Origin of the sequence: Sabulicella glaciei, assembly GCF_026183895.1 — a bacterium.
Taxonomy (GTDB): domain Bacteria; phylum Pseudomonadota; class Alphaproteobacteria; order Acetobacterales; family Acetobacteraceae; genus Roseococcus; species Roseococcus glaciei.
Genome location: NZ_JAPFQI010000001.1, coordinates 653,898 through 673,150 on the forward strand (window position 1 = coordinate 653,898; position 19,253 = coordinate 673,150).

The window sequence follows — 19,253 nt, forward strand, 5'->3', positions numbered from 1 at the left end:
GGGCACGCTCAGGCGCCGAGGACCAGCGCGTCGCCGCCCGTGTCCACGCCGACAGCGTGCGGGGCCGGCAGCAGAGCGAAGTAGCGCCGCGTCACCATGTCCGACAGCACGCCGATCTCGCTCGCGACATGGCGCAGCAGCGGCGGCAGTTCCGCCGCCTCGCGCGATTGGTCCGCCGCGTCGAGCAGCCGCGGCGTGATGCCCTGCGCCAAGGCCAGCAGGCGCCCCGCTTCCTGAGCCGCCATGTCATCCCGCTCCGTGGACACCTCGCCCAGCGCGGAGGCCACGCCCGCCAGCTGGAAGGCGAGGCCGCGCGGATTGGACGGGTCGGCCAGGACGAGGTCCAAAGCAGGGGCCGGCTGCAGCACGTTCAGGTAGCGCGAGCGGTAGGTGATGGCGCTGTCGCAAAGCTCCAGCACGAGGCGCAGCCCCGCCTCGATGCGCTGGGGCGGGCCGTCCAGGGCGGTCGCGATCTCGGAGGCGATGGCCTGTCCGCGCTCGATGCGGCGGCCGAGCTCCAGGAAGAGATGGGCCCCGCCCCGCACCATGTTCTCCGCCGCCATACCGGCCACGGCGTTGGCGAAGCGCAGCGAGGGAACCAGCGCCCGGCCCAACTCCGGCAGGTCGGGTGGTGCAGTGTCCAGTGCCGCCTCCGCCGCGCGCAGCGTCTGGGTGAAGGTGGCGTGCATGTCGGCGGTCAGCCGGTCGCGCACGGATTCCACAAGCTGGCCGATCCGGTCCTGCAGGTGCCGCATCGCGGGGGCGGCCTGCCGCTGCAGCGCATCCGCCAGCGGCGAAAGGCTGCCCGTGGAAGGCTTGGCCTCGCGCCCCACCAGTGTGGCCTCGTTCAGGCAATGGGCCAGGACCGACAACTCCACCATCTCGCGCGGGAGGAGGCCGCCGCGCCGGATGCGGGCGATGCTGGCGCGCATCAGGCGCGCGCCGCGGTCGAGCCGTTCCACGTACCGGCCCAGCCAGAACAGGTTGTCGGCGACGCGCGACGGGATGGCGCCCGGGGTCCGACGGATGGGCAGGGGCGGCGAGACAAGCGCAGCCGGGCCGATGATGGCCTCGGACGGATCGGGCGGAACCCAGACATCCTTGCACCAGCCCGCGCCCGGCAGCCGCCCGGTGAGTGGCGCGCCCGGGCCTACGAGCCGCGCGATGCCGCCGGGAAAGCAGTGCCACCGCTCGCCGTCCTGCACGGCGAAGACGCGCAGGATGAGCGGCGCCGGGGTGAGGGTCCCTTCCTCGAGCGAGGGCGCCATGGGCAGGGCTGGAAGGGCAACGGCCGCCTCCCTCCGGGCGGGGTCGCGGTGGCGGCGCTCCATGGCGCGGCCATCCTCCCCCGGGCGGAACAACCACGCGGAGGCGCCGTCGGGCAGGCGCGGCGCGGGGTCTCCAGGAGCGAGAAGCGAGGTTGGCAGGGAGCGCAGCTCCAGCGCCTCGCCGATCAGCCGCGGGGCAAGCCCGTCCAGAAAGGTCGCGAGGGCCGGCATCTCCCCTAGCGATGCGCCCGGCCGGTTGACGCAGGCCAGTGCCCCGTGGCGGAGCGCGTCGAGCAGGCCCGGCACGCCGCGCCCCGTATCCGCTTCGGGCTGGTCCAGCGGGTCGATCGCGTGGGCATCGAGCCGGGACAGCAGCACGTCGAGGCGCTGCAGCCCCGCCAATGTCTTGAGGAACAGCTCCCCGTTGCGGACCGAAAGGTCGCCGGCTTCCACCAGTGCGCAGTTCAGTTCCCGCGACAGGACGACATGCTCGTACCAGTGCGGGTCGCCGATGCCGGGGGAGAGGAGGGCGATGGCCGGCTCCACCCGCCCCCCCGGCGCGAGGCGCGCGAGGGCTTCCTGCCAAAGCTCGAAGAAGGGGGAGAGGGAAAGCGGCGCGGCGGTCCGGAATGCCTCCGGCATGGCGGAGGAAAGCAGGCGCCGGTTCTCCAACGCCTGGCCGAGGCCGGAGGCGCGGCCGGTCCGGTCCTGCAGCACGCGCCACGCGCCATCCGCCCCGCGCACGAGGTCGGCCGCGTAGAGCTTCAGCCAGGATTGCGGCGCCGCGCCGCGCATGGGCCGCAGGAAATCCGGGCTGCCGAGCACAAGCGGCGCGGGCAGGAGGCCCTCGGAAAGAAGCTCCTGCCGCCCGTAAAGGTCCGACAGCACCGCATCCAGCAGCCGCGCCCGCTGCGCGACGCCACGGGACAACGCCTCGAACTCCGCGCTGTCCAGCGGCAGGGGCAGCGGATCCAGCCGCCAGCCGGCCCGTGCGCCCGGGAGGACCGAGCCTGGGCCCTCCTCCTGCATGGCACGCGACAGGCGCTCGACGCGTTCGGCGAGCGCCGGGCGGTCGAGCGAACCGACCGCGCCCATCAGGCCGCGCCAATGCGGACGGATGCGGCCCTCGCCCGAGACCATCTCGTCCCGGCCGGCGGTGAACTCAGGAAACATGCGTGCGCAGGTCGAGCGTGCAGGGATGCTCGAGGCTGGGAGCTGGGACCGGGCGCTGCATGGGGCCGGGGGTGTGGCCATGCGCGAAGAAGCGAGCGCGACGGCGCGCTTCCGCCTCGTTGGCATTGACCGGGAAGGTTTGGTAGTTGCGCCCGCCCGGATGCGAGACGTGGTAGGTCAGCCCGCCCACGGCGCGGCCACTCCAGGCATCGTGCACGTCCAGCACCAGCGGCGTCTGCGCCCGCACCGTGGGATGCAGGGCGGATGGCGGGTCCCAGGCCTTGAAGCGGATGCCGGCCACGAACTCGCCGGCCCGGCCCGTCGGATGCAGCGGCACGGCGGCGCCGTTGGCGGCGAGGGAGTATCGCTCCGGCACCCAGTTGGAAACGCGGGCTTGCACGCGCTCGACGCTGCTGTCCACGTAGCGCGCGGTCCCGCCAGCGGCGTTCTCCTCGCCCAGCACGTGCCACGGCTCCAGGGCGTGGCGAAGCTCGATCTCCATCCCCGCCGCCTCGACCGCGCCGAGGCGCGGGAAGCGGAACTCGAAATGCGGCGCGAACCAGGCGGGATCGAAGGCGAAGCCCATCTGCCCGATCTCCTCCAGCGCGCCGCGGAAATCCTCCTCCGCGTGGTGGGGCAGCATGAAGCGGTCATGCAGCGCGGTGCCCCAGCGCACCAGGGAGCGGCGGTAGGGCTGGTTCCAGAAGGCGGCGACGGCGGCGCGCATCAGCAGCATCTGCGACAGCGACATCTCCGCATGGGGCGGCATCTCGAAGGCGCGGAACTCGACGAGGCCGCGGCGCCCGCCCGGGCCGTTCGGGTCGTACATCTTGTCGATGCAGAACTCCGTCCGGTGGGTGTTGCCGGTCATGTCGGCCAGGAGGTTGCGGAACAGCCGGTCGGTCAGCCAGGGCGGCACCGGTCCACCGGCGCGCGCGCGGTCCAGCTCACGGAAGGCGATCTCCATCTCGCGGATCGCGTCCATCCGCGCCTCGTCCACGCGCGGGTGCTGCGAGGTGGGGCCGATGAACAGGCCGGAGAACAGGAAGCTCAGCGAAGGGTGGTTGTGCCAGAAGGACACGAGGGAGCGCAGCAGGTCCGGCCGGCGCAGGAAGGGGCTGTCCTCCACCGTCGCGCCGCCCATGACGACGTGGTTGCCGCCGCCCGTGCCGACATGGCGGCCATCCAGCATGAACTTCTCGGTGGCGAGGCCGACCTGCCGTGCCTCCTCGTAGAGCTGCGTCGTGCGCTGCTCCATCTCCGTCCAGGAATGGGCGGGGTGGATGTTGGCCTCGATCACGCCGGGGTCGGGCGTGACGGAGAAGTTGTTGAGCCGGTCATCCTCGGGCGGCAGGTATCCTTCGATCACCACCGGGCGCCCGGCCTCCTCGGCCGTCGCCTCGATGGCGGCGAGAAGGGACAGCCAATCCTCCGCATCGAAGAGGGGCGGGCAGAAGATGTGCAGCTTCCCGTCGCGCGGCTCGACGCACAGCGCGGTGCGGACCTGGGCAGGATCGTTCATCCCCACCTCGGGCGGCGGCTGCGGCACGGGCCGCTCGTTCACCGGCAGGTCCACGCCGGATACGGAGGCGCGAAGCTGGTTCAGCAAGGGGAGGGGCTGCTTCGGTGCGAAGGGGTCCGGCTCGAAGGGGCCCTCCATCGCGAGATCTTCCGGTGACAGCCAGGGCAGCGAGGCCAGCGGCAGACGCAGCCCCATCGGCGAGTCGCCGGGGGTGAGGAACAGGGCGTCGTCCCGGAAGAACCAGCGGCCCGATTGCCAGCGCCGGTCGGCATCCATCCGGACGCGGCGCAGGGGCAGCACGGAGCCGACCGGCGAACCAAGGCCGCCGCGGAACAGCCGGGCGAAGCGTGCCCGCTCCAGCGGGTCGAGCAGCTTGCTGTCCTCGGCCGCCACGTTGGCGGGCAGCCGGTTCTCGCGCCACAGGTAGTAGTGCACGTCCTCGTGCGCGTCCCGCACCAGCTCGGGCGGGACCTGGAGGCGTTCGGCCAGGCGCTGGGCGAAGCGCGCGGCGTCCTGCGGCGTCGCCCCGCCCGGCGAGTCGTCGGAGGCGAGGAGGCCAGGGTCGCGCCAGATCGCCTCGCCATCGCGCCGCCAGTGGCAAGACAGGGCGAAGCGGGGCAGGGGCTCGCCCGGATATTGCTTGCCCACTCCGGTGTGCAGCACGAACCCCGGCGCCCAGAGCGGCGCGAGGCGACGGATCAGCTTCTGCGCGTAGAGTCGCTTCGTCGGCCCCAGCGCATCGGTGTTCCATTCCGGCGCGTCGCGGTCGGAGGCGGCAACGAAGGTCGGCTCCCCGCCCATGGAGAGTCGCACGTCCTGCCGCGCCAGCGCCCGGTCCACCTCCCGCCCCATGGCGGCGATCGCGGCCGATTGTTCGGGGGTGTAGGGCTTGGTGACGCGCGGCCGGTCCTCGATGCGGCGGATCTGCATCTCGAAGCCGAACTCGACCTCCGCCTTTTCCACGAGGCCGGAAATGGGCGCGGCGGATTGCGGCTCTGGCGTCGAGGCCAGCGGGATGTGGCCCTCGCCGGCGAAAAGGCCGGAGGTGGCGTCTAACCCCACCCAGCCCGCGCCAGGGAGATAGACCTCGGCCCAGGCATGAAGGTCGGTGAAGTCGGAACTCGGCCCTTCCGGACCCTCGACCGGCTTCACGTCCGCGACGAGCTGGATCAGGTAGCCGGAGCAGAAGCGGGCGGCGAAGCCCAGGTGGCGGAGCGCCTGGACCAGCAGCCAGGCGGAGTCGCGGCAGGAGCCGCGCCCTTCGTCCAAGGTGCGCTCCGGCTCCCATACGCCCGGCTCCATCCGGACGATGTAGGCGATGCGCCCCTGCACCGCCTGGTTGATGCGCCACAGGAAATCCACCGTCGCCTCGCCTTCGCGCGGCGCAACTTCGGCGAGGAGGGAGCGAAGCATCGGCCCGGCCGGGGCCTGTTTGCGGAAGGGGGCCAGTTCCTCGCTCAGCACCGGGTCGTAGCTGAATGGGAAGCTTTCCGCCTCTGGCTCCAGGAAGAAGTCGAAGGGGTTGATCACCGCCATGTCGGCGACGAGGTCCACCGTAACGGTGAATTCCTTCACCTTTTCGGGGAACACGACCCGGGCCTGGAAATTGCCCTGCGGATCCTGTTGCCAGTTCAGGAAGTGCTTCGCCGGCTCGACCTTGAGGGAATAGGACAGGATCGGAGCCCGCGCATGCGGAGCCGGGCGGAGGCGGATGACCTGAGGGCCAATGCTGACCGGCCGCTCGTAGCGATAGGTGGTGCGGTGGGTCAGCGCGGCGTGGATGGACATGGTTCCCCGTCAGCAAGCGGCGCGTCACTATAGGGACCATGCGACCCCTCTTCGACCCCGGTGAATTCACCATCCCCGATGGGGTGCATCATCTCTGTGCAGGCGGAAAATCCGCGGTGCTGCGCTGCACGGAAACCGCGCTTCTGCGGTTCCTGCAGGACAAGACGGGCGGCAAGGAAGGCGATTCACGTCAGGAAGCGGAGGTGGAGCGCCTCGTCGGCCGCCTGGCCGGGTTCTGGTCGGTGCCCGAGGGCGATGTCGGCCTTTGCTCCTCCGTGGCGGAGGGGGTTTCCATCCTGGCGGAAAGCTGGGACTGGCGGCCGGGCGACAATGTCGTGGCGGTCGCGCACGAGTACCCCTCCCTCGCCGCGCCCTTTGTCGCCCTGCCGGGGGTGGAACTCCGGGTCGTCGCGGACCTCGCCGCCCTGCATGCCCGCTCCGACTCGCGCACACGCATGGTGCTGGCGAGCCATGTAAGCTTCCTCGACGCCGAACGGGCCGACCTGCGGGCCCTGCGTGAGGCCGCGGACCGCGTGGGCGCGGCGCTGGTGCTGGACCATACCCAGGCCGCGGGCTGGTGCCGCATCGCCGCAGGAATCGAGGATTTCGGCTTCGCCGCCTGCTACAAGTGGCTGCTCGGAATCACCGGCATCGCCATCGCCCACTGGAACCGCGCCCGGCAGCCGGGCTGGGCGCCGCGCACCGCCGGGTGGCACAGCATCGGTGCGGAATGGCGGCCGGACTGGCCCGAGCGCCCCCTCGTGCCCGGCGCCATGCGCTTCAACCGCGGCAATCCGAATCACGCCGGCGCCTATGCCCTGCATGCCGCGCTGGATTTCCTCGACCGACACGACGCGGCGGCGCTGGAATCGCATGTCCTGGCCCTGGCCGGGGAGCTGCGCGCCCGCTCCCTGGAGGTCCGGCTGCCCATGCTGACGCCCGCGAACCACGGCGCCAGCGTCTGCCTGCCGCATCCGGACACGCGCACGGCCACCGCCCTCCTGGCCCGGCATGGCGTCTGGGCCTGGGGCGGGCGCGGACGCATCCGCGTGTCCTTCCATGGCTACAATGGCGGCACCGACCTCGACGCCGCCTTCGACGCCCTGCGCGAGGTGTTCAGCGCCCCTTGAACACGGGCACGCGCTTCTCGCGGAAGGCGGCGAGACCCTCGCGCAGATCCTCGCTCGCCTGGCTTTCCTTGGCGCGGAGCAGGGCGGCGGGCACGTCGAACTGCCCGCGGGCGATCTCGTTCAGCGAGCGCTTCACGCCCTGCACGGCAAGCGGCGCCATGGCGGCGAGGCGATCCGCGAGCGCGTCCACCCGCGCGTCCAGTTCGCTGGCCGGGACCATCTCGGTCAGGTACCCGATGGCCAGCATCTCCGGCGCGGCGATCTTCTCGGCGGTCAGGAACAGCTTCTTGGCGGCGTTCAGCCCGAGCCGCGACACATAGCGCACCATGCCAGAGGGATAGTAGTGCAGCCCCAGCCGCGCGGCGGGCATGAACATCTCCGCCGTGTCCACGCCGATGCGGAAGTCGCAGCACAGGGCGAGGTCGGTGGAGCCGCCGTACACGCCGCCATTGAGCCGGCAGATCACCGGAGCCCGGAGGTTCTCCAGCTTTTCCAGCATCTGCTCGAAGGATGCCTCGCCCGTCACCTCGGCGGCGGGGCGGGAGGCGAGGTCGCCCAGGTGGTAGCCGGAGGAGAAGGACCGGCCGGTGCCGGTGATGATCACGACACGGATCGCCGGGTCGGCATCGATCGCGGCGAAGTGGGCGATGAGGGTCCGGAGGTCCTCCGGCTCGATGCGATTGTGGACCGAGGGCCGGTTGAGCCGGATCGTGGCCCGCATCCCCGCGACCGAAAGGATGGGAGTGCCGCCGTCCTGGTCCATATTCGCCCCCGTTGCCTGTTCCGTGTGCCGTTCCGGTCTGGGTTAACGACCTCCGGCCCGGTCGTCCATCTGGGCGGCATGGGGCTTCCGCGGTTTTCCTTGCGCATGATCATCCGCGACAGCCGCCCCGAAGACGTCCCCGCCATCGCCGCGATCTACGGGCACTGGGTTCTGCACGGCCTTGCCTCGTTCGAGGAGGAGGCGCCGGGCGCCGCCGAGATGGGCCGCCGGCGCGAGGCGATCCTCGCGGGCGGCTTCCCCTATCTGGTCGCCGAACAAGGCGGGCGCGTCCTTGGCTACGCCTATGCCGGCCCCTACCGCCCGCGCCGTGCCTATCGCTTCACCGTCGAGAACTCGATCTACGTCGCGCCCGGGATGGGCGGGGGCGGGGTCGGGCGCGCCCTGCTGGCGACGTTGCTGGCACGTTGCGAGGAGGCGGGGTGTCGCCTCGTGGTCGCGGTGATCGGGGATAGCGCCAACAAGGCCTCCATCCGCCTGCACGAGGCGGCCGGGTTCCGCCATGCAGGGATGCTTCCCGCGGTAGGATGGAAGCACGGGCGCTGGGTGGATTCCGTCCTGATGACGCGTCCTTTGGGAGAGGGCGCCGCAACGCCCCCCGAGCGCGCCCTCACCGCCGCGAAGTAAGTCCTTCCCAGGAGTCGCGGAACGCCTGCGCCTCCTGCGGAGAAAGGTGCAGGCCGAGGCGCGTGCGGCGCCACAGCACGTCGTCCGGCGCCGTGGCCCATTCCTGCGCGCGCATCCAGGCGGCCTCGCGCTCAGTCAAGCCAGCGCCGAAATGGCGGCCTGGGTCGCCGCCCATCACCTCGGGCAGCAGCGAGCCATGGGTGCGGACGAGGCGCGGCAGCCATTCGGCCGGGATATGGGGCAGGGCGCGTGCCATCTCCTCGATGAAGACGGCGCGGGTCATGCCGCCCAGGTCGCCGCCGGGAAGCGTGGCGGAACCGGTCCATGGAGTGCCGGGGCGGCCGAGCGCGGCGCCGATCTGCCCGGACGCTTCCTCGGCGAGGCGGCGGAAGGTGGTGATCTTGCCGCCATAGACCGAAAGGAGCGGCGCCCCGGCGCCGTCCAGCTTTAGGACATAGTCGCGGGTGACGGCCGAAGGGTCGGCCGCGCCGTCGTCGAACAGGGGCCGGACGCCGCTATAGGTCCACACGATCTCCTCGGGCGTCACGGCGCGGCGGAACTGCCGGGATACAGCGGCGCACAGATACTCCGCCTCCTCGGGCGTGCAGCGCGCCTCACCAGGGTCGCCCTCATGCGGCACGTCGGTCGTGCCGATCAGGGAGAAGCGGCCTTCGTAGGGAATGACGAAGACCACGCGCCGGTCGTCATTCTGCAGGATGAAGGCGTGGTCGCCCTCGTAAAGGCGTGGCACGACGACGTGCGAGCCGCGGATCAGCCGCACCTTGCCGGGGGGCGGGGTGTTCGCGGCCTCCAGGGCCCGCTGCACCCACGGCCCTGCCGCGTTGACGATGCCGCGCACGCGCGCTTCCTCGCCGCCCTCGAGCGTCACGATCCAGTGGTCGGCCGCGCGGCGCGCACCGGTGAAGGAGGTGCGCGGGCGGATCGTGGCGCCGCGCGCCCGCGCATCCATGGCGCTCAGGAGGACAAGGCGGCTGTCCTCCACCCAGGCATCCGAATAGCCGAAGGCATGGGTGATCTCGGGCCGCAACGGCGCGGTGCGCGGGTCGCCCGCGGTGCGGAAGCTCTCGGCGCCGGGCAGTGACACGCGGCGGGCGAGGTGGTCGTAGAGGAACAGCCCGGCGCGGATCATCCAGCGCGGCCGCATCTCCGGCCGGTGCGGCAGGACGAAGCGCAGCGGCCAGATGATGTGCGGCGCAGTTCGCAGCAGTACCTCGCGCTCGCCCAGCGCCTCGCGCACGAGGCGGTACTCGTGGTGTTCCAGGTAGCGCAGGCCGCCATGGATGAGCTTGGACGAGGCGGAGGAGGTGGCCTGGGCGAGGTCGCCGCGCTCCACCAGCAGCACGGAATGGCCGCGCCCCTGGAGATCGCGGGCGATGCCGGCGCCATTTACCCCGCCGCCGATCACCAGGATGTCGAATTGCTGCATGGGGACGCTCTAGAGAAGACGGGCGCGGATACGGGTGACGAGGATTTCGGCCAGCAGGACCACCGCCAGGATGGCGAGCAGGATCGTCGCCACGCGCTCCCACTGGAAGAAGTTGATCGCGTCGTCCAGCACCACGCCGATGCCGCCCGCGCCGACCAGTCCCAGGACGGCGGATTCCCGCAGGTTGATGTCCCAGCGGAATAGCGCGACGCCCCAGAAGGAGGGCTGGACCTGCGGCCATACGCCCTTGAGCATCCGCAGCGGCCAGGAGGCGCCCGTGGCCGTCAGCGCCTCGACCGGGCCGGGATGTGCCTCCTCCAGCGCCTCTGCCATCAGCTTGCCGACGAAGCCGATGGATCGGAAGGCAATGGCGAAGACCCCCGCCGCCGGGCCGGGCCCGAACACCGCCACGAAGATCAGCGCCCAGACCAGCGAGTTCACCGACCGGGAGGAGACGAGCACAAGCTGCGCCAGCGTGTTCAGAAGCACGCTGCGGCAGATGTTGCGCGCCGCCATCAGCGCGAAGGGCATGGCCAGCGCGATGCCGAGCAGGGTGCCCAAGGTCGCGATATGCAGCGTCTCCATCAGCGCCGCGTGCACGGAGGGATAGTAGTGCCCGAGGTCGGGCGGCCACATCCGCACCAGCAGGTCGGCCATCTGTTCCGGCGCGTCGGACAGGAACTCGGGAATGATCTCGACCGTGCGGATCGCCCAGACCACGGCCGCCACGGTGAGCAGCGTGACCAGGAACCGCCCGAGGCGTTGGCCTGGCGTGTGGCGGATCCCTTCGCGATGCAGCGTCGCGCTCATTGCAGCGCCGCCCGGATGCGTCCTGCAACGATCTCGGCCACGAAGATCAGCGCGATGATGGCGAGCAGGATGGCCGCGACGAAGTCGTAGTCGAAGCGCTTGAAAGCCGCGAAGAGCGTCCCGCCGATACCCCCGGCGCCGACGATCCCCACCAGCGTCGAGTTCCGCAGGTTGGAGTCGAGCTGGTAGAGCGAGAAGCCGATGAAGCGCGAGGCGACCTGCGGCAGCACGCCGTAGAGCAGCACGGCGGCAGGCCCGGCGCCGGAGGCGCGCACCGCCTCGACCTGCTTCATGCTGATCTCCTCGATCGCCTCGGCGAAGAGCTTGGCGACGAAGCCGAGCGAGGCGACGGTCAGCGCCGCGACCCCGGCCAGCGCGCCGAAGCCGATCGCCTTCACGAACAGGATGGCGACGATCACGTAATGCAGCGACCGGCACACGGCGATGAAGCCGCGAGTCGGCGCGGAAAGCCAGGCGGGGGACAGGTTGCGCGCCGCCATCAGCCCGAGCGGTAGTGAGAGGATGATGCCGAGCACCGTCGAGATCACGGCGATCTGCATGGACTCGACCAGCCCCTCCAGCAGCAATTCCCAGCGGGAAAAGTCGGGCGGCCACATGCGGGCCAGGAAGCGTCCGCCTTCGCCGAGCCCGGTCGCCAGCCGCTCGCCCGTGATGCCGAGCTGCGACGTGGCCCAGACGGCATAGGCCGCGAGGACGAATAGCCCGATCCGCGCAGGCCAGTTCGGGGCGAAGGCGCGCCTCAAATCCAATCCTCGCCGCCGTAGATTTCGCTGAGGTGGTCGTTGCCGATGGCGTCGGGCGGGCCGTCGAAGACGATGCGGCCGCCGGTCATGCCGATGATCCGCACGGCGAAACGCTTGGCCAACTCGACGTTGTGGATGTTCACGATGACCGGCACCCCGGCCTCCCCGGTGAGGCGCGCCATCAACTCCATCACCTCCACCGCCGTCCGGGGATCGAGCGAGGAGGTGGGCTCGTCGGCGAGGAGCAGGGCAGGGGACTGCATTAGGGCGCGGGCGATGCCGACGCGCTGCCGCTGTCCGCCGGAGAGCGCGTCCGCGCGCCGCGTCGCGTGCTCAGGCAGGCCGACCGCGTCCAGCAGGGCGAAGGCGCGGTCGAGGTCCGCGCGCGGATAACGGCGCAGCCAGGCGCGCCACAGCGGCACGTAGCCCAGACGCCCGGTGAGCACGTTCTCCATCACCGAAAGGCGTTCGACGAGGTTGTATTCCTGGAACACCATGCCGATGCGCCGCCGCGCCGCACGCAGCGCCCCGCCGCGCAGCCGCGCGAGATCCTGCCCGCCCATCATGATGGACCCCTTCGTCGGCTCCACCAGGCGGTTTACGCAGCGCAACAAGGTGGACTTGCCCGTGCCGGAGGGGCCGATGATGGCGGTGATGCCCTGCGCGCCGATGGCAAGGTCGATGCCATGCAGGACGGGCTTCCCGGGCTGGTATTCCTTCACCAGCCCGCGGATCTCGAGGATGGGCTGCGTCACTGCGGGCGTTGCGGCGCCGGGGCAGGCTGCTGGGCCGGTTGCTGCTGCTGCTGGGCCGCACGGCGCCGAGCCTCCGCTTCCAGCTCGCGGCGGCTTTCGGCATCGAAGGCCGCGCGCGTGTAGGGCGCGTTCACCGCATCGGCCACGGCGCGCACCGGTGCCCATTCGCGCAGGTAGGTGGCGGGCCAGAACCGGTCATTTCCGCCCAGGTCGCGCTGCATCTGCTCGGGGAAGCGGTAGTCGTAGAAGCATTGGCGGATGCGCTGCGCCAGTTCGGGCTGCAGGTCATGCGCGTGGGCGAAGCTGCTGGTGGGGAAGGGGTCGCTCTGCCAGATCGTGCGGAAGTTCTCGCCGCGCACCTGCCCGCGCCCCACCATGCGGTTGTACACGTCGCTGGCCACCGGGGCGGCGTCGTAGTCGCCCGCATTCACCCCCATGACGCTGCGATCGTGCCCGCCGGAATAGATGACGCGGTAATCCGTGTCCGGCGTCAGGCCCTGGGCCGGGAACATGGCCCGCGGCGCAAGGTTGCCGCTGTTCGAGGTGGCGGAGGTATGGGCGACGCGGCGGCCCTTCAGGTCGGCTAGGTTGCGGAACTCGCTGTTTGCCCGCACGAGGGTGACGACGCGATAGCTCTCGAACTCCCGTTCATTGCCCTTGATGGCGAAGGGCACGGCGCCGGCGAGGTTCACCGCGAAGGCGGTCGGCCCGGTCGAGAAGCCGGCGATGTGCAGCCGACCCGACCGCATGGCCTCGACCTGCGCCGCGTTGCTGGTCACCTGGAAATACACGACCCGCCGCCCCGTGCACTGCGTCAGATGCTCCAGCAGCGGCCGGAACTGCGAGGCGTAGAGGGCGGGGTCCTCGACCGGGGTATAGGCGAAGACGAGGGTGGAGGGGTTCCGGAAGCGGCTCGCATCCCGCGGCGGGTCGGCCACCAGGTCGCGGTCCTCATCGCAAAAGGCGTCGTCGAGTGCCCCCCGATGGGTGCAGGCGGCGGCACCCTGGGCCTGAGCGAGGCTCGGCAGCAGGGCGAGGGCCGTGGCGGCGAGAAGCGGTCGGAGCATGGCGTTTCCTCGGACGTGGCGGTGTCGGGTGTCGTGGCACCGCCTGACATTCCAGCCTGTAAAGCGCTTTCCACGCCAGGAAAACCGGTGCTGCGGGGTGGATCTGGCGGGAAGGGCTCGGCAACCCCACATCGAGCGCATGAGCCAGACAGCGACCGAGAACGCCACGTTCGAACATGCCACCCTGGGCGGTGGCTGCTTCTGGTGCCTCGACGGCGCCTACCGCGACGTGCGCGGGATCCAGGAGGTAGTGTCGGGCTATGCCGGTGGCCATGTCCCGAACCCCAGCTACGAGCAGGTCTGCGGCAAGCGCACCGGTCACGCGGAAGTGGTGCGCCTCCGATTCGACCCGGCGGTCATTTCCTACGCCGACATCCTGCGGATGTTCTTCACCCTGCACGATCCGACCACCAAGGACCGCCAGGGCGCCGATGTGGGTCCGCAATACCGGTCGGTCATCATGGCCGAGACGCCCGAGCAGATGGAAACCGCCCGCGCCGTGATGGCGGAGGTGGAGCAAGCGGGCGTCTGGGGTGCCCCCCTCGTGACCGAATTGCTGCCGGCCGCCGAGTTCTGGCCCGCCGAGACGGAGCATCAGGACTATTTCCGCCGCAACCCCTGGTCCGGTTACTGCCGGGCCGTCATCGCCCCCAAGGTCGCGAAGTTTCGCAAGGGATTCGCCGACCGACTTTCCCGCACGGAGGCCTGAGCCATGTTCTTCGGACGCAAGCCCAAGGACGAAAGCTTCCCCATCCAGCGGACCGAGGCAGAATGGCGCTCCAGCCTGTCTCCCACGGCCTACAAGGTGCTGCGCGAGCACGGGACGGAGCGCGCCGGCACCTCCCCCCTGAATGCCGAGAAGCGCTCCGGCCACTTCCTGTGCGCCGGTTGCGGGACGCCGGTCTTCGAGTCGGATACAAAGTTCGAGAGCGGAACGGGTTGGCCGTCCTTCACCGCGCCGGTCGAGGGCAACGTGGCCACGGAGGAGGATAGTTCCTTCTTCATGCGCCGGACGGAGGCGCATTGTGCAGCCTGCGGCGGGCATCTGGGCCACGTCTTTCCGGATGGGCCGGAGCCGACCGGAATGCGCTGGTGCATCAACGGCGCCGCCCTTGAGTTCAAGCCCGATTGAAACCGGGAAGCGTCCAGGCTTTTCTCCCTCTTAGGGAAATTCTTGGAACATTGCCGGTCATGTGGCGTGCCCTTCTTCTTGTCCTTGCCTTCTGGGCTGCACCGGCACGCGCCGACCTTGCCTATGTGCTGAATTCTGGCGACGCAACGATCAGTGTGGTCGACACACAGACCCGGGCCGAAATCCGTCGCATCCCGGTGCTGCGGGAGGTGCATCACCTCGTCGTCACGCCGGACGGGCGGTCGCTCGTGGTCGGCGACAGCGGCGGCAACGAACTCATCTTCCTGGATCCCGAGTCCGGCGCGGTGCAGCGGCGGGAGCGGATCAGCAATCCCTATCACTTAGAATACAGTCCCGACGGGCGTTACCTCGTCGTCGCCAGCCTGCGGCGTGACCAGGTGGACATCTACGAGGCGGCGTCGCTCAACCTGCTTCAGCGCTTCCGCCAGCCGGACAAGCCGAGCCACGTCGCCTTCAGCCCCGACAGCCGCTGGGCCTTCGTGACCCTGCAAGGCTCCGGACAGGTCGCGGCGGTGGACCTCGAGGCGCGGCAGACGGCCTGGGTGCAGGATGTCGGACCGGAACCGGCGGGCATCATCTGGCATCGCGGCCGGCTGATCGTCGGGCTGATGGGGCGCGAGGATTTCGTCGCCCTCGACCCCTCGACGCGCGAGGTCCGCATCGCCTTCCGCGTCGGGCGTGGCGCGCACACCATCTTCCCGGGGCCGGACGGGCGCACCCTCTACGCCACCTCCCGCGTCGAGAGCCGCATCGCCGAGGTGGATGCGGAGACGCTGGAAGTCCGCCGCATTTTCGAGATCGCGGGCGGGCCGGACTGCATCGCCTTCGATTCGGAAGGCCGACTCTATGCCACGCTGCGCTGGACCGGGCGGCTGATGGTCCTCGACCCCGCGACCGGCGAGCATGCGCAGATCCGGGTGGGGCGCTCGCCGCATGGGGTCTTCGTGATGCCGCGCCGACCGGGGCTCGACGCCGCCTTCGCTTTCCAGTTCCCCGGCGCACGGAGCGGCACGCGGCCCATGGAAGCGCCACCGCCCCCAGGCCTCGCCGCCCTGGACGGGTATGTCCCGGCCGTGCCGGTGACGCCCGTGCGGGTCGAGGCCGGGTCCCCCACCTCGCGGCTGCGCGCGCCCTGGCGATGATCCCCCGCCGCGCCCTTGCCGCGGCACTGCTTTCGGCACCGGCCCTGGCGCAGGGCTGCGCCGGGACGCTCTACCTCACCATCGACACGGGCTGGTCGCGCGAGGCGGAAATGATCGCCGAGGTCCTGCGGCGGCGCGGCGTGGTCGCGACCCTCTTCGTCGCCAACGAAAGGACGCATCGCGGCGACCGCCAGCTCGAGGAAAGCTGGGCGCCCTTCTGGCGGGCCCGCGCGGCCGAGGGACATGTCTTCGCCAGCCACACCTGGCGCCACTGGTATTTTCGCGGCGATCCGACCCCCGGCCGGGTCCGCTACGCCTCGCGTCAGGGCGAAGGCGCGGAAACGCTGGATGGCGCCGCCCTGTGCGCCGAACTGCTGCGCCCCGTCGAGACGCTGCGCCAACTCGTCCCAGGGGCGCGCATCCTGCCGCTCTGGCGGGCCCCAGGCGGGATCGTCACGCCGGGGGCGCTGCGCCTCGCAGCGGCCTGCGGGCTGCGCCACCAGGGCTGGAGCCGCAACGGCTTCCTGGGGGACGAGCTTGACAGCGCAGTCCATCCCAACGACGCGCTGCTGCGCAGGGGTTTGGCGAATACCCGCCCCGACGAGGTTCTTGTGATGCATTGGGGCGTCCGCTCGCGCCGCGAGCCTTTCGGGCTGGTCTTCGACCGCCTGCTGGAAGGGCTTCTCGGACGTGGCTTCTGTTTCGCCCCGCTGCCCGAGGAGGGCATCGCGTGATGTGGGACTGGATCGCGGACCGCTACGACCTGTTCACCGGCTGGGCTTTCGAGATCGTCCTCCAGCCCCTCATGTACCGGCTCGGCCTGATGGACTGGGCGGACGAAGCCTTCCTGTGGATGGATTTCCTCGTCTTTGGCCTCATCCAGGTGGTGGTGGTGGTGGTGGTCTGCCTGCCGCTCGAGGCCTGGCGGCCAGTGGAGCGTTGGGAAAGCCGGCGCAAGGTGCTGACGGACGTGGCCTACACGCTGCTCGCCCGCCTCGGCATCCTGCCCATGATCGGTTTCGTCCTGTTCTTCGCCGCCCAGTCACGCATCGAGGCGATGATCGCCGATTCCGGCTGGGTGCCGCCGACTCTGGAAACCTTTCTCCCGTTCCTGAGGGAAGAGCCGTTCCTCGCGCTTCTCTTCTACATCGTGGTGCTGGACTTCGCGGCCTACTGGCACCATCGCTTCCAGCACCGCATCGGCTGGTGGTGGGCGCTGCATTCCATCCACCACGCCCAGACGCAGATGACCTTCTGGACGGATGACCGGAACCACATCCTGGACGACATCCTGGCCGCGGCGTGGTTCGGCGCCATCGCGGTGCTGATCGGGGTGCCTCCGGGGCAGTTTCCCATCATCCTGCTCGTCCTGCGCCTCGCCGAAAGCCTGTCCCACGCCAATGTCCGACTGGATTTCGGCCGTGTCGGCGAAAGGCTCATCGTCTCGCCGCGCTTCCATCGCCTGCATCACGGCGTGCTGAGCGTGGGAGCGGAGGGCAAGAATTACGGCGTGCTGCTGCCGGTCTGGGACTGGATCTTCGGCACGGCAGATTTCCATCGCGACCACTACCCCCGCACCGGCGATCCTTCGGCGCCGCGTGCCTATGTCGAGGGTGGCTGGCTCCGGCAGCAAGCTGCCGGCTTCCGCGAGATCTGGCGCGCCGTCAGGGGCAAGCGCGCTTCATAGGACGAGGCTAACGGCCAGCCCCGCCACCGCCGTCACCCCCAGCGTCGGCACCACCCCGAGCCGGAAGCGGAACAAGGCCAGCGCCGCGAGGATGCTCAGGGCCAGCGCATCCCATCGCATCCCGGCCAAGACAGGCATCGGGCCTTCGGTTTCCGGAAAGATCACGCGGAGCCCGAACCACAGGGCCAAATTGGCAATGACCCCCACCACCGCCGCCGTCACACCGGCCAGCGCCCCGGAGAGCTTGGCGTGTCCGTGCAGGCGCTCGACGAAGGGTGCCCCCAGGAAGATCCAGGCGAAGCAGGGGACGAAGGTAACCCAGACCGTCAGCGCCGCCGCCGCCACGCCGCTCACGAGGCCGCCATGGCGCCAGCCCGCCAGAAAGCCCACGAACTCCAGCACAAGGATCAGAGGCCCCGGCGTCGTCTCGGCGAGGCCGAGGCCCGCGAGCATCTCGGAGGCGGACAGCCAGCGGTAATGCTCCACCGCCTCCTGCGCCACGTAGGCCAGGACGGCATAGGCGCCGCCAAAGGTCACGACCGCCATCTTGGAGAAGAACCAGGCGATGTCGCCCCACAACCCGCCCTGGACTCCCAGCAGCGCCACGGGCCAGAGCCACAGCACCAACGCGACCAGCCCGGCCCGACGAGCCGCCGCGGTGAGGGAGGCAATCCGTCCGGGATCGGCCAGCAGCATGGCATCCAGCGCCGCCGGCGCGTCTGCTGCTTCGCCCTTGTGCGCAGCCGGTGCGAAGGCTCCTGGCGCAGCCCAGCCGGCCAACGCGGCGCCGAGCACGACCGCCGGGAAGGGCACGTCGACGAAGAAAAGCGCGACGAAGGCGACCGCCGCCACGATCCAGGGCACCGGGCCGTGCAGGGCTCGCCGGGCGACGCGTAGCAGCGCCTCGATCACCAGCACCAGCACCGCGCATTTCAGCCCGAAGAACAGCGCCGCGACCAGCGGAACTTCGCCGAGCACGGCGTAGATCAGCGACAGGAGAAGCAGCACCAGCGCCCCGGGCAGGACGAAGAGGGCGCCCGCGACCACGCCGCCCTTCACCCCATGCATCAGCCAGCCAAGATACGTGGCGAGCTGCGTCGCCTCGGGCCCGGGCAGCAGCATGCAGAAATTGAGGGCATGGAGGAACCGCGCCTCGCCGACCCAGCGTCGCTCCTGCACCAGCTCGCGATGCATCAGCGCGATCTGCGCGGCGGGGCCGCCAAAGGAAAGGAGGCCGATGCGAATCCAGACCGGCAACGCTTCCCGGAAGGTCGGAAGGGCAGGCGGGTTCATGCCGGAATCGCGGTCGCGGGCCAGTTGTGCGTCTCCTCATGCGCGTCGCGCGCCCAGCGAAAAAACGAATCGTAGAGGGCAAGACCGGCCTCGAGCTGCGCGAGATCGTCCTTGTGCATCCGCGAAAGGCCGAGCGACGCGGCCAAAAGCCCTGCGCTCTCTGGCGCGAGGTCGAGCCGGGCCGTGTCGGCGCCGCGCACGATCCGGGCCAGGCGGTCCAAGGCCGGGATGGAGAGGCCGAACTCCTCGGTCATGACGTCGAAGGTGCAGAGGGGACCACGATGCGACCAGAAGACGCCATCCACGTCGAAGGGTGTGGCGCCAAAGCGTTCGGCGACGCCCATCACCTCGGCCGGCGCGACGAAGAGGAAAACCGCCTCCGGATCCACGAAGCGACGGATGAGCCAGGGACAGGCGATGCGGTCCACCTTGGGCCGGGCGCGCGTCACCCAAAGCGTGCGGCCCCGCGCGTCGCGAGCGGGCAGGGCGGCTGCCTTGACCAGCGGAAGCCCCGCTTCGCGCCAGCCGGCTAAGCCGCCTTCCAACGCCTCGGCCGCCGCGCCTTCGTGCCGAAGGAAGGCGGCTGCGCCCTGCGACAGCTTCAGCCCTTTCTGGCAGACCACGACCACCTCCTTGCCCCGGAAGGCGGATGCCCAATCCGCGATGTCCTCGTGGCTGGCACGGCGGGAAGCAGGAAGGATGCGTGGGTCGTCCAACGCATCCTCCGGTGTGCGGAGGTCGAGAAGGATCGGCGCGTCGGGCAGGCCGATGCGGCGGGACAGCTGGGCGGCGGTGATGATGCCGGGGGCAGGCATGGCACGGATGCTCCGTGAGGAGGGATCGGGC

Annotated in this window: 17 protein-coding genes; 7 read left to right on the plus strand and 10 right to left on the minus strand. The window is 70.4% G+C overall.

All coding sequences use genetic code 11. The features are described 5' to 3' along the window. Window positions 1-8 precede the first annotated feature (8 nt). Both OF850_RS02975 and OF850_RS02980 read right to left on the minus strand, forming a co-directional pair. Window positions 9-2,441: a circularly permuted type 2 ATP-grasp protein gene (locus OF850_RS02975; protein ID WP_301588222.1), complete on the minus strand. Its 2,433-nt coding sequence runs from the start codon at window positions 2,439-2,441 to the stop codon at window positions 9-11. Further along, window positions 2,431-5,751, minus strand: coding sequence for a transglutaminase family protein (locus OF850_RS02980; RefSeq protein ID WP_301588223.1), 3,321 nt, complete (start codon window positions 5,749-5,751; stop codon window positions 2,431-2,433). Before OF850_RS02980 ends, OF850_RS02975 begins: the two co-directional genes overlap by 11 nt. A 38-nt stretch (window positions 5,752-5,789) precedes the next feature. On the opposite strand from OF850_RS02980, the gene OF850_RS02985 reads away from it, so the two are divergent. Further along, entirely contained in the window at window positions 5,790-6,881 is a 1,092-nt protein-coding gene (locus tag OF850_RS02985) for an aminotransferase class V-fold PLP-dependent enzyme (protein ID WP_301588224.1), read from the plus strand. On the opposite strand, the gene OF850_RS02990 is transcribed toward OF850_RS02985, so the two are convergent. Continuing rightward, a complete protein-coding gene (locus tag OF850_RS02990; protein ID WP_301588226.1) occupies window positions 6,868-7,644 on the minus strand; it encodes an enoyl-CoA hydratase/isomerase family protein in 777 nt (258 codons plus the stop codon). The genes OF850_RS02985 and OF850_RS02990 overlap by 14 nt on opposite strands. A 105-nt stretch (window positions 7,645-7,749) precedes the next feature. Here OF850_RS02990 and OF850_RS02995 point away from each other — a divergent pair, with 105 nt between their 5' ends. Next, the gene (locus OF850_RS02995; protein ID WP_301588227.1) at window positions 7,750-8,289 is read left to right on the plus strand and encodes a GNAT family N-acetyltransferase; all 540 of its coding nucleotides are present in this window, start codon (window positions 7,750-7,752) and stop codon (window positions 8,287-8,289) included. On the opposite strand, the gene glpD is transcribed toward OF850_RS02995, so the two are convergent. From glpD to phnD, 5 genes are read right to left on the minus strand one after another with little or no spacing between them, the layout of a single operon-like run. After that, window positions 8,273-9,736: a glycerol-3-phosphate dehydrogenase gene (glpD, locus tag OF850_RS03000; protein WP_301588228.1), complete on the minus strand. Its 1,464-nt coding sequence runs from the start codon at window positions 9,734-9,736 to the stop codon at window positions 8,273-8,275. The genes OF850_RS02995 and glpD overlap by 17 nt on opposite strands. 9 nt (window positions 9,737-9,745) lie before the next feature. Then, window positions 9,746-10,546 carry a phosphonate ABC transporter, permease protein PhnE gene (gene phnE, locus OF850_RS03005; RefSeq protein ID WP_301588229.1) on the minus strand — a complete coding sequence of 267 codons (801 nt, stop codon included), beginning with the start codon at window positions 10,544-10,546 and terminating at the stop codon, window positions 9,746-9,748. Beyond that, window positions 10,543-11,310 (minus strand): phosphonate ABC transporter, permease protein PhnE, encoded by a 768-nt coding sequence (gene phnE / locus OF850_RS03010; protein ID WP_301588231.1) that lies wholly within the window; start codon window positions 11,308-11,310, stop codon window positions 10,543-10,545. The genes phnE (OF850_RS03005) and phnE (OF850_RS03010) overlap by 4 nt, the downstream gene beginning before the upstream one ends. Beyond that, window positions 11,307-12,065 (minus strand): phosphonate ABC transporter ATP-binding protein, encoded by a 759-nt coding sequence (gene phnC, locus OF850_RS03015; RefSeq protein ID WP_301588232.1) that lies wholly within the window; start codon window positions 12,063-12,065, stop codon window positions 11,307-11,309. Before phnC ends, phnE (OF850_RS03010) begins: the two co-directional genes overlap by 4 nt. Then, window positions 12,062-13,132 (minus strand): phosphate/phosphite/phosphonate ABC transporter substrate-binding protein, encoded by a 1,071-nt coding sequence (phnD, locus tag OF850_RS03020; protein WP_301588233.1) that lies wholly within the window; start codon window positions 13,130-13,132, stop codon window positions 12,062-12,064. Before phnD ends, phnC begins: the two co-directional genes overlap by 4 nt. Window positions 13,133-13,271: 139 nt before the next feature. On the opposite strand from phnD, the gene msrA reads away from it, so the two are divergent. Genes msrA through OF850_RS03045 form a run of 5 tightly spaced genes read left to right on the plus strand, consistent with a single transcriptional unit; the run spans window position 13,272 to window position 17,114 of the window. Then, the gene (gene msrA, locus OF850_RS03025) at window positions 13,272-13,841 is read left to right on the plus strand and encodes a peptide-methionine (S)-S-oxide reductase MsrA (RefSeq protein WP_301588235.1); all 570 of its coding nucleotides are present in this window, start codon (window positions 13,272-13,274) and stop codon (window positions 13,839-13,841) included. A gap of 3 nt (window positions 13,842-13,844) precedes the next feature. After that, on the plus strand, window positions 13,845-14,264 hold the full coding sequence (gene msrB, locus OF850_RS03030) for a peptide-methionine (R)-S-oxide reductase MsrB (protein WP_301588238.1): 420 nt from the start codon (window positions 13,845-13,847) through the stop codon (window positions 14,262-14,264). Between the two features lie 50 nt (window positions 14,265-14,314). After that, on the plus strand, window positions 14,315-15,427 hold the full coding sequence (locus OF850_RS03035) for a YncE family protein (RefSeq protein WP_368044669.1): 1,113 nt from the start codon (window positions 14,315-14,317) through the stop codon (window positions 15,425-15,427). Further along, the gene (locus tag OF850_RS03040; RefSeq protein ID WP_301588241.1) at window positions 15,424-16,161 is read left to right on the plus strand and encodes a polysaccharide deacetylase family protein; all 738 of its coding nucleotides are present in this window, start codon (window positions 15,424-15,426) and stop codon (window positions 16,159-16,161) included. The genes OF850_RS03035 and OF850_RS03040 overlap by 4 nt, the downstream gene beginning before the upstream one ends. Next, entirely contained in the window at window positions 16,161-17,114 is a 954-nt protein-coding gene (locus OF850_RS03045; protein WP_301588846.1) for a sterol desaturase family protein, read from the plus strand. The genes OF850_RS03040 and OF850_RS03045 overlap by 1 nt, the downstream gene beginning before the upstream one ends. Here OF850_RS03045 and chrA read toward each other — a convergent pair. Both chrA and OF850_RS03055 read right to left on the minus strand, forming a co-directional pair. After that, complete coding sequence (chrA, locus tag OF850_RS03050) at window positions 17,109-18,407, minus strand: chromate efflux transporter (protein WP_301588243.1); 1,299 nt, start codon at window positions 18,405-18,407, stop codon at window positions 17,109-17,111. The two genes, OF850_RS03045 and chrA, sit on opposite strands and share 6 nt — an antisense overlap. After that, complete coding sequence (locus OF850_RS03055) at window positions 18,404-19,222, minus strand: sulfurtransferase/chromate resistance protein (protein WP_301588244.1); 819 nt, start codon at window positions 19,220-19,222, stop codon at window positions 18,404-18,406. The genes chrA and OF850_RS03055 overlap by 4 nt, the downstream gene beginning before the upstream one ends. Window positions 19,223-19,253: the final 31 nt, after the last annotated feature.

Excerpts from the sequence above, each read along its gene's own strand:
- OF850_RS02975 (WP_301588222.1), bottom strand. The coding sequence starts at position 2,441 with ATGTTTCCTGAGTTCACCGCCGGCCGGGACGAGATGGTCTCGGGCGAG.
- OF850_RS02980 (WP_301588223.1), bottom strand. The coding sequence starts at position 5,751 with ATGTCCATCCACGCCGCGCTGACCCACCGCACCACCTATCGCTACGAG.
- OF850_RS02985 (WP_301588224.1), top strand. The coding sequence starts at position 5,790 with ATGCGACCCCTCTTCGACCCCGGTGAATTCACCATCCCCGATGGGGTG.
- OF850_RS02990 (WP_301588226.1), bottom strand. The coding sequence starts at position 7,644 with ATGGACCAGGACGGCGGCACTCCCATCCTTTCGGTCGCGGGGATGCGG.
- OF850_RS02995 (WP_301588227.1), top strand. The coding sequence starts at position 7,750 with ATGATCATCCGCGACAGCCGCCCCGAAGACGTCCCCGCCATCGCCGCG.
- glpD (WP_301588228.1), bottom strand. The coding sequence starts at position 9,736 with ATGCAGCAATTCGACATCCTGGTGATCGGCGGCGGGGTAAATGGCGCC.
- phnE (WP_301588229.1), bottom strand. The coding sequence starts at position 10,546 with ATGAGCGCGACGCTGCATCGCGAAGGGATCCGCCACACGCCAGGCCAA.
- phnD (WP_301588233.1), bottom strand. The coding sequence starts at position 13,132 with ATGCTCCGACCGCTTCTCGCCGCCACGGCCCTCGCCCTGCTGCCGAGC.
- msrA (WP_301588235.1), top strand. The coding sequence starts at position 13,272 with ATGAGCCAGACAGCGACCGAGAACGCCACGTTCGAACATGCCACCCTG.
- msrB (WP_301588238.1), top strand. The coding sequence starts at position 13,845 with ATGTTCTTCGGACGCAAGCCCAAGGACGAAAGCTTCCCCATCCAGCGG.
- OF850_RS03040 (WP_301588241.1), top strand. The coding sequence starts at position 15,424 with ATGATCCCCCGCCGCGCCCTTGCCGCGGCACTGCTTTCGGCACCGGCC.
- OF850_RS03045 (WP_301588846.1), top strand. The coding sequence starts at position 16,161 with ATGTGGGACTGGATCGCGGACCGCTACGACCTGTTCACCGGCTGGGCT.
- chrA (WP_301588243.1), bottom strand. The coding sequence starts at position 18,407 with ATGAACCCGCCTGCCCTTCCGACCTTCCGGGAAGCGTTGCCGGTCTGG.
- OF850_RS03055 (WP_301588244.1), bottom strand. The coding sequence starts at position 19,222 with ATGCCTGCCCCCGGCATCATCACCGCCGCCCAGCTGTCCCGCCGCATC.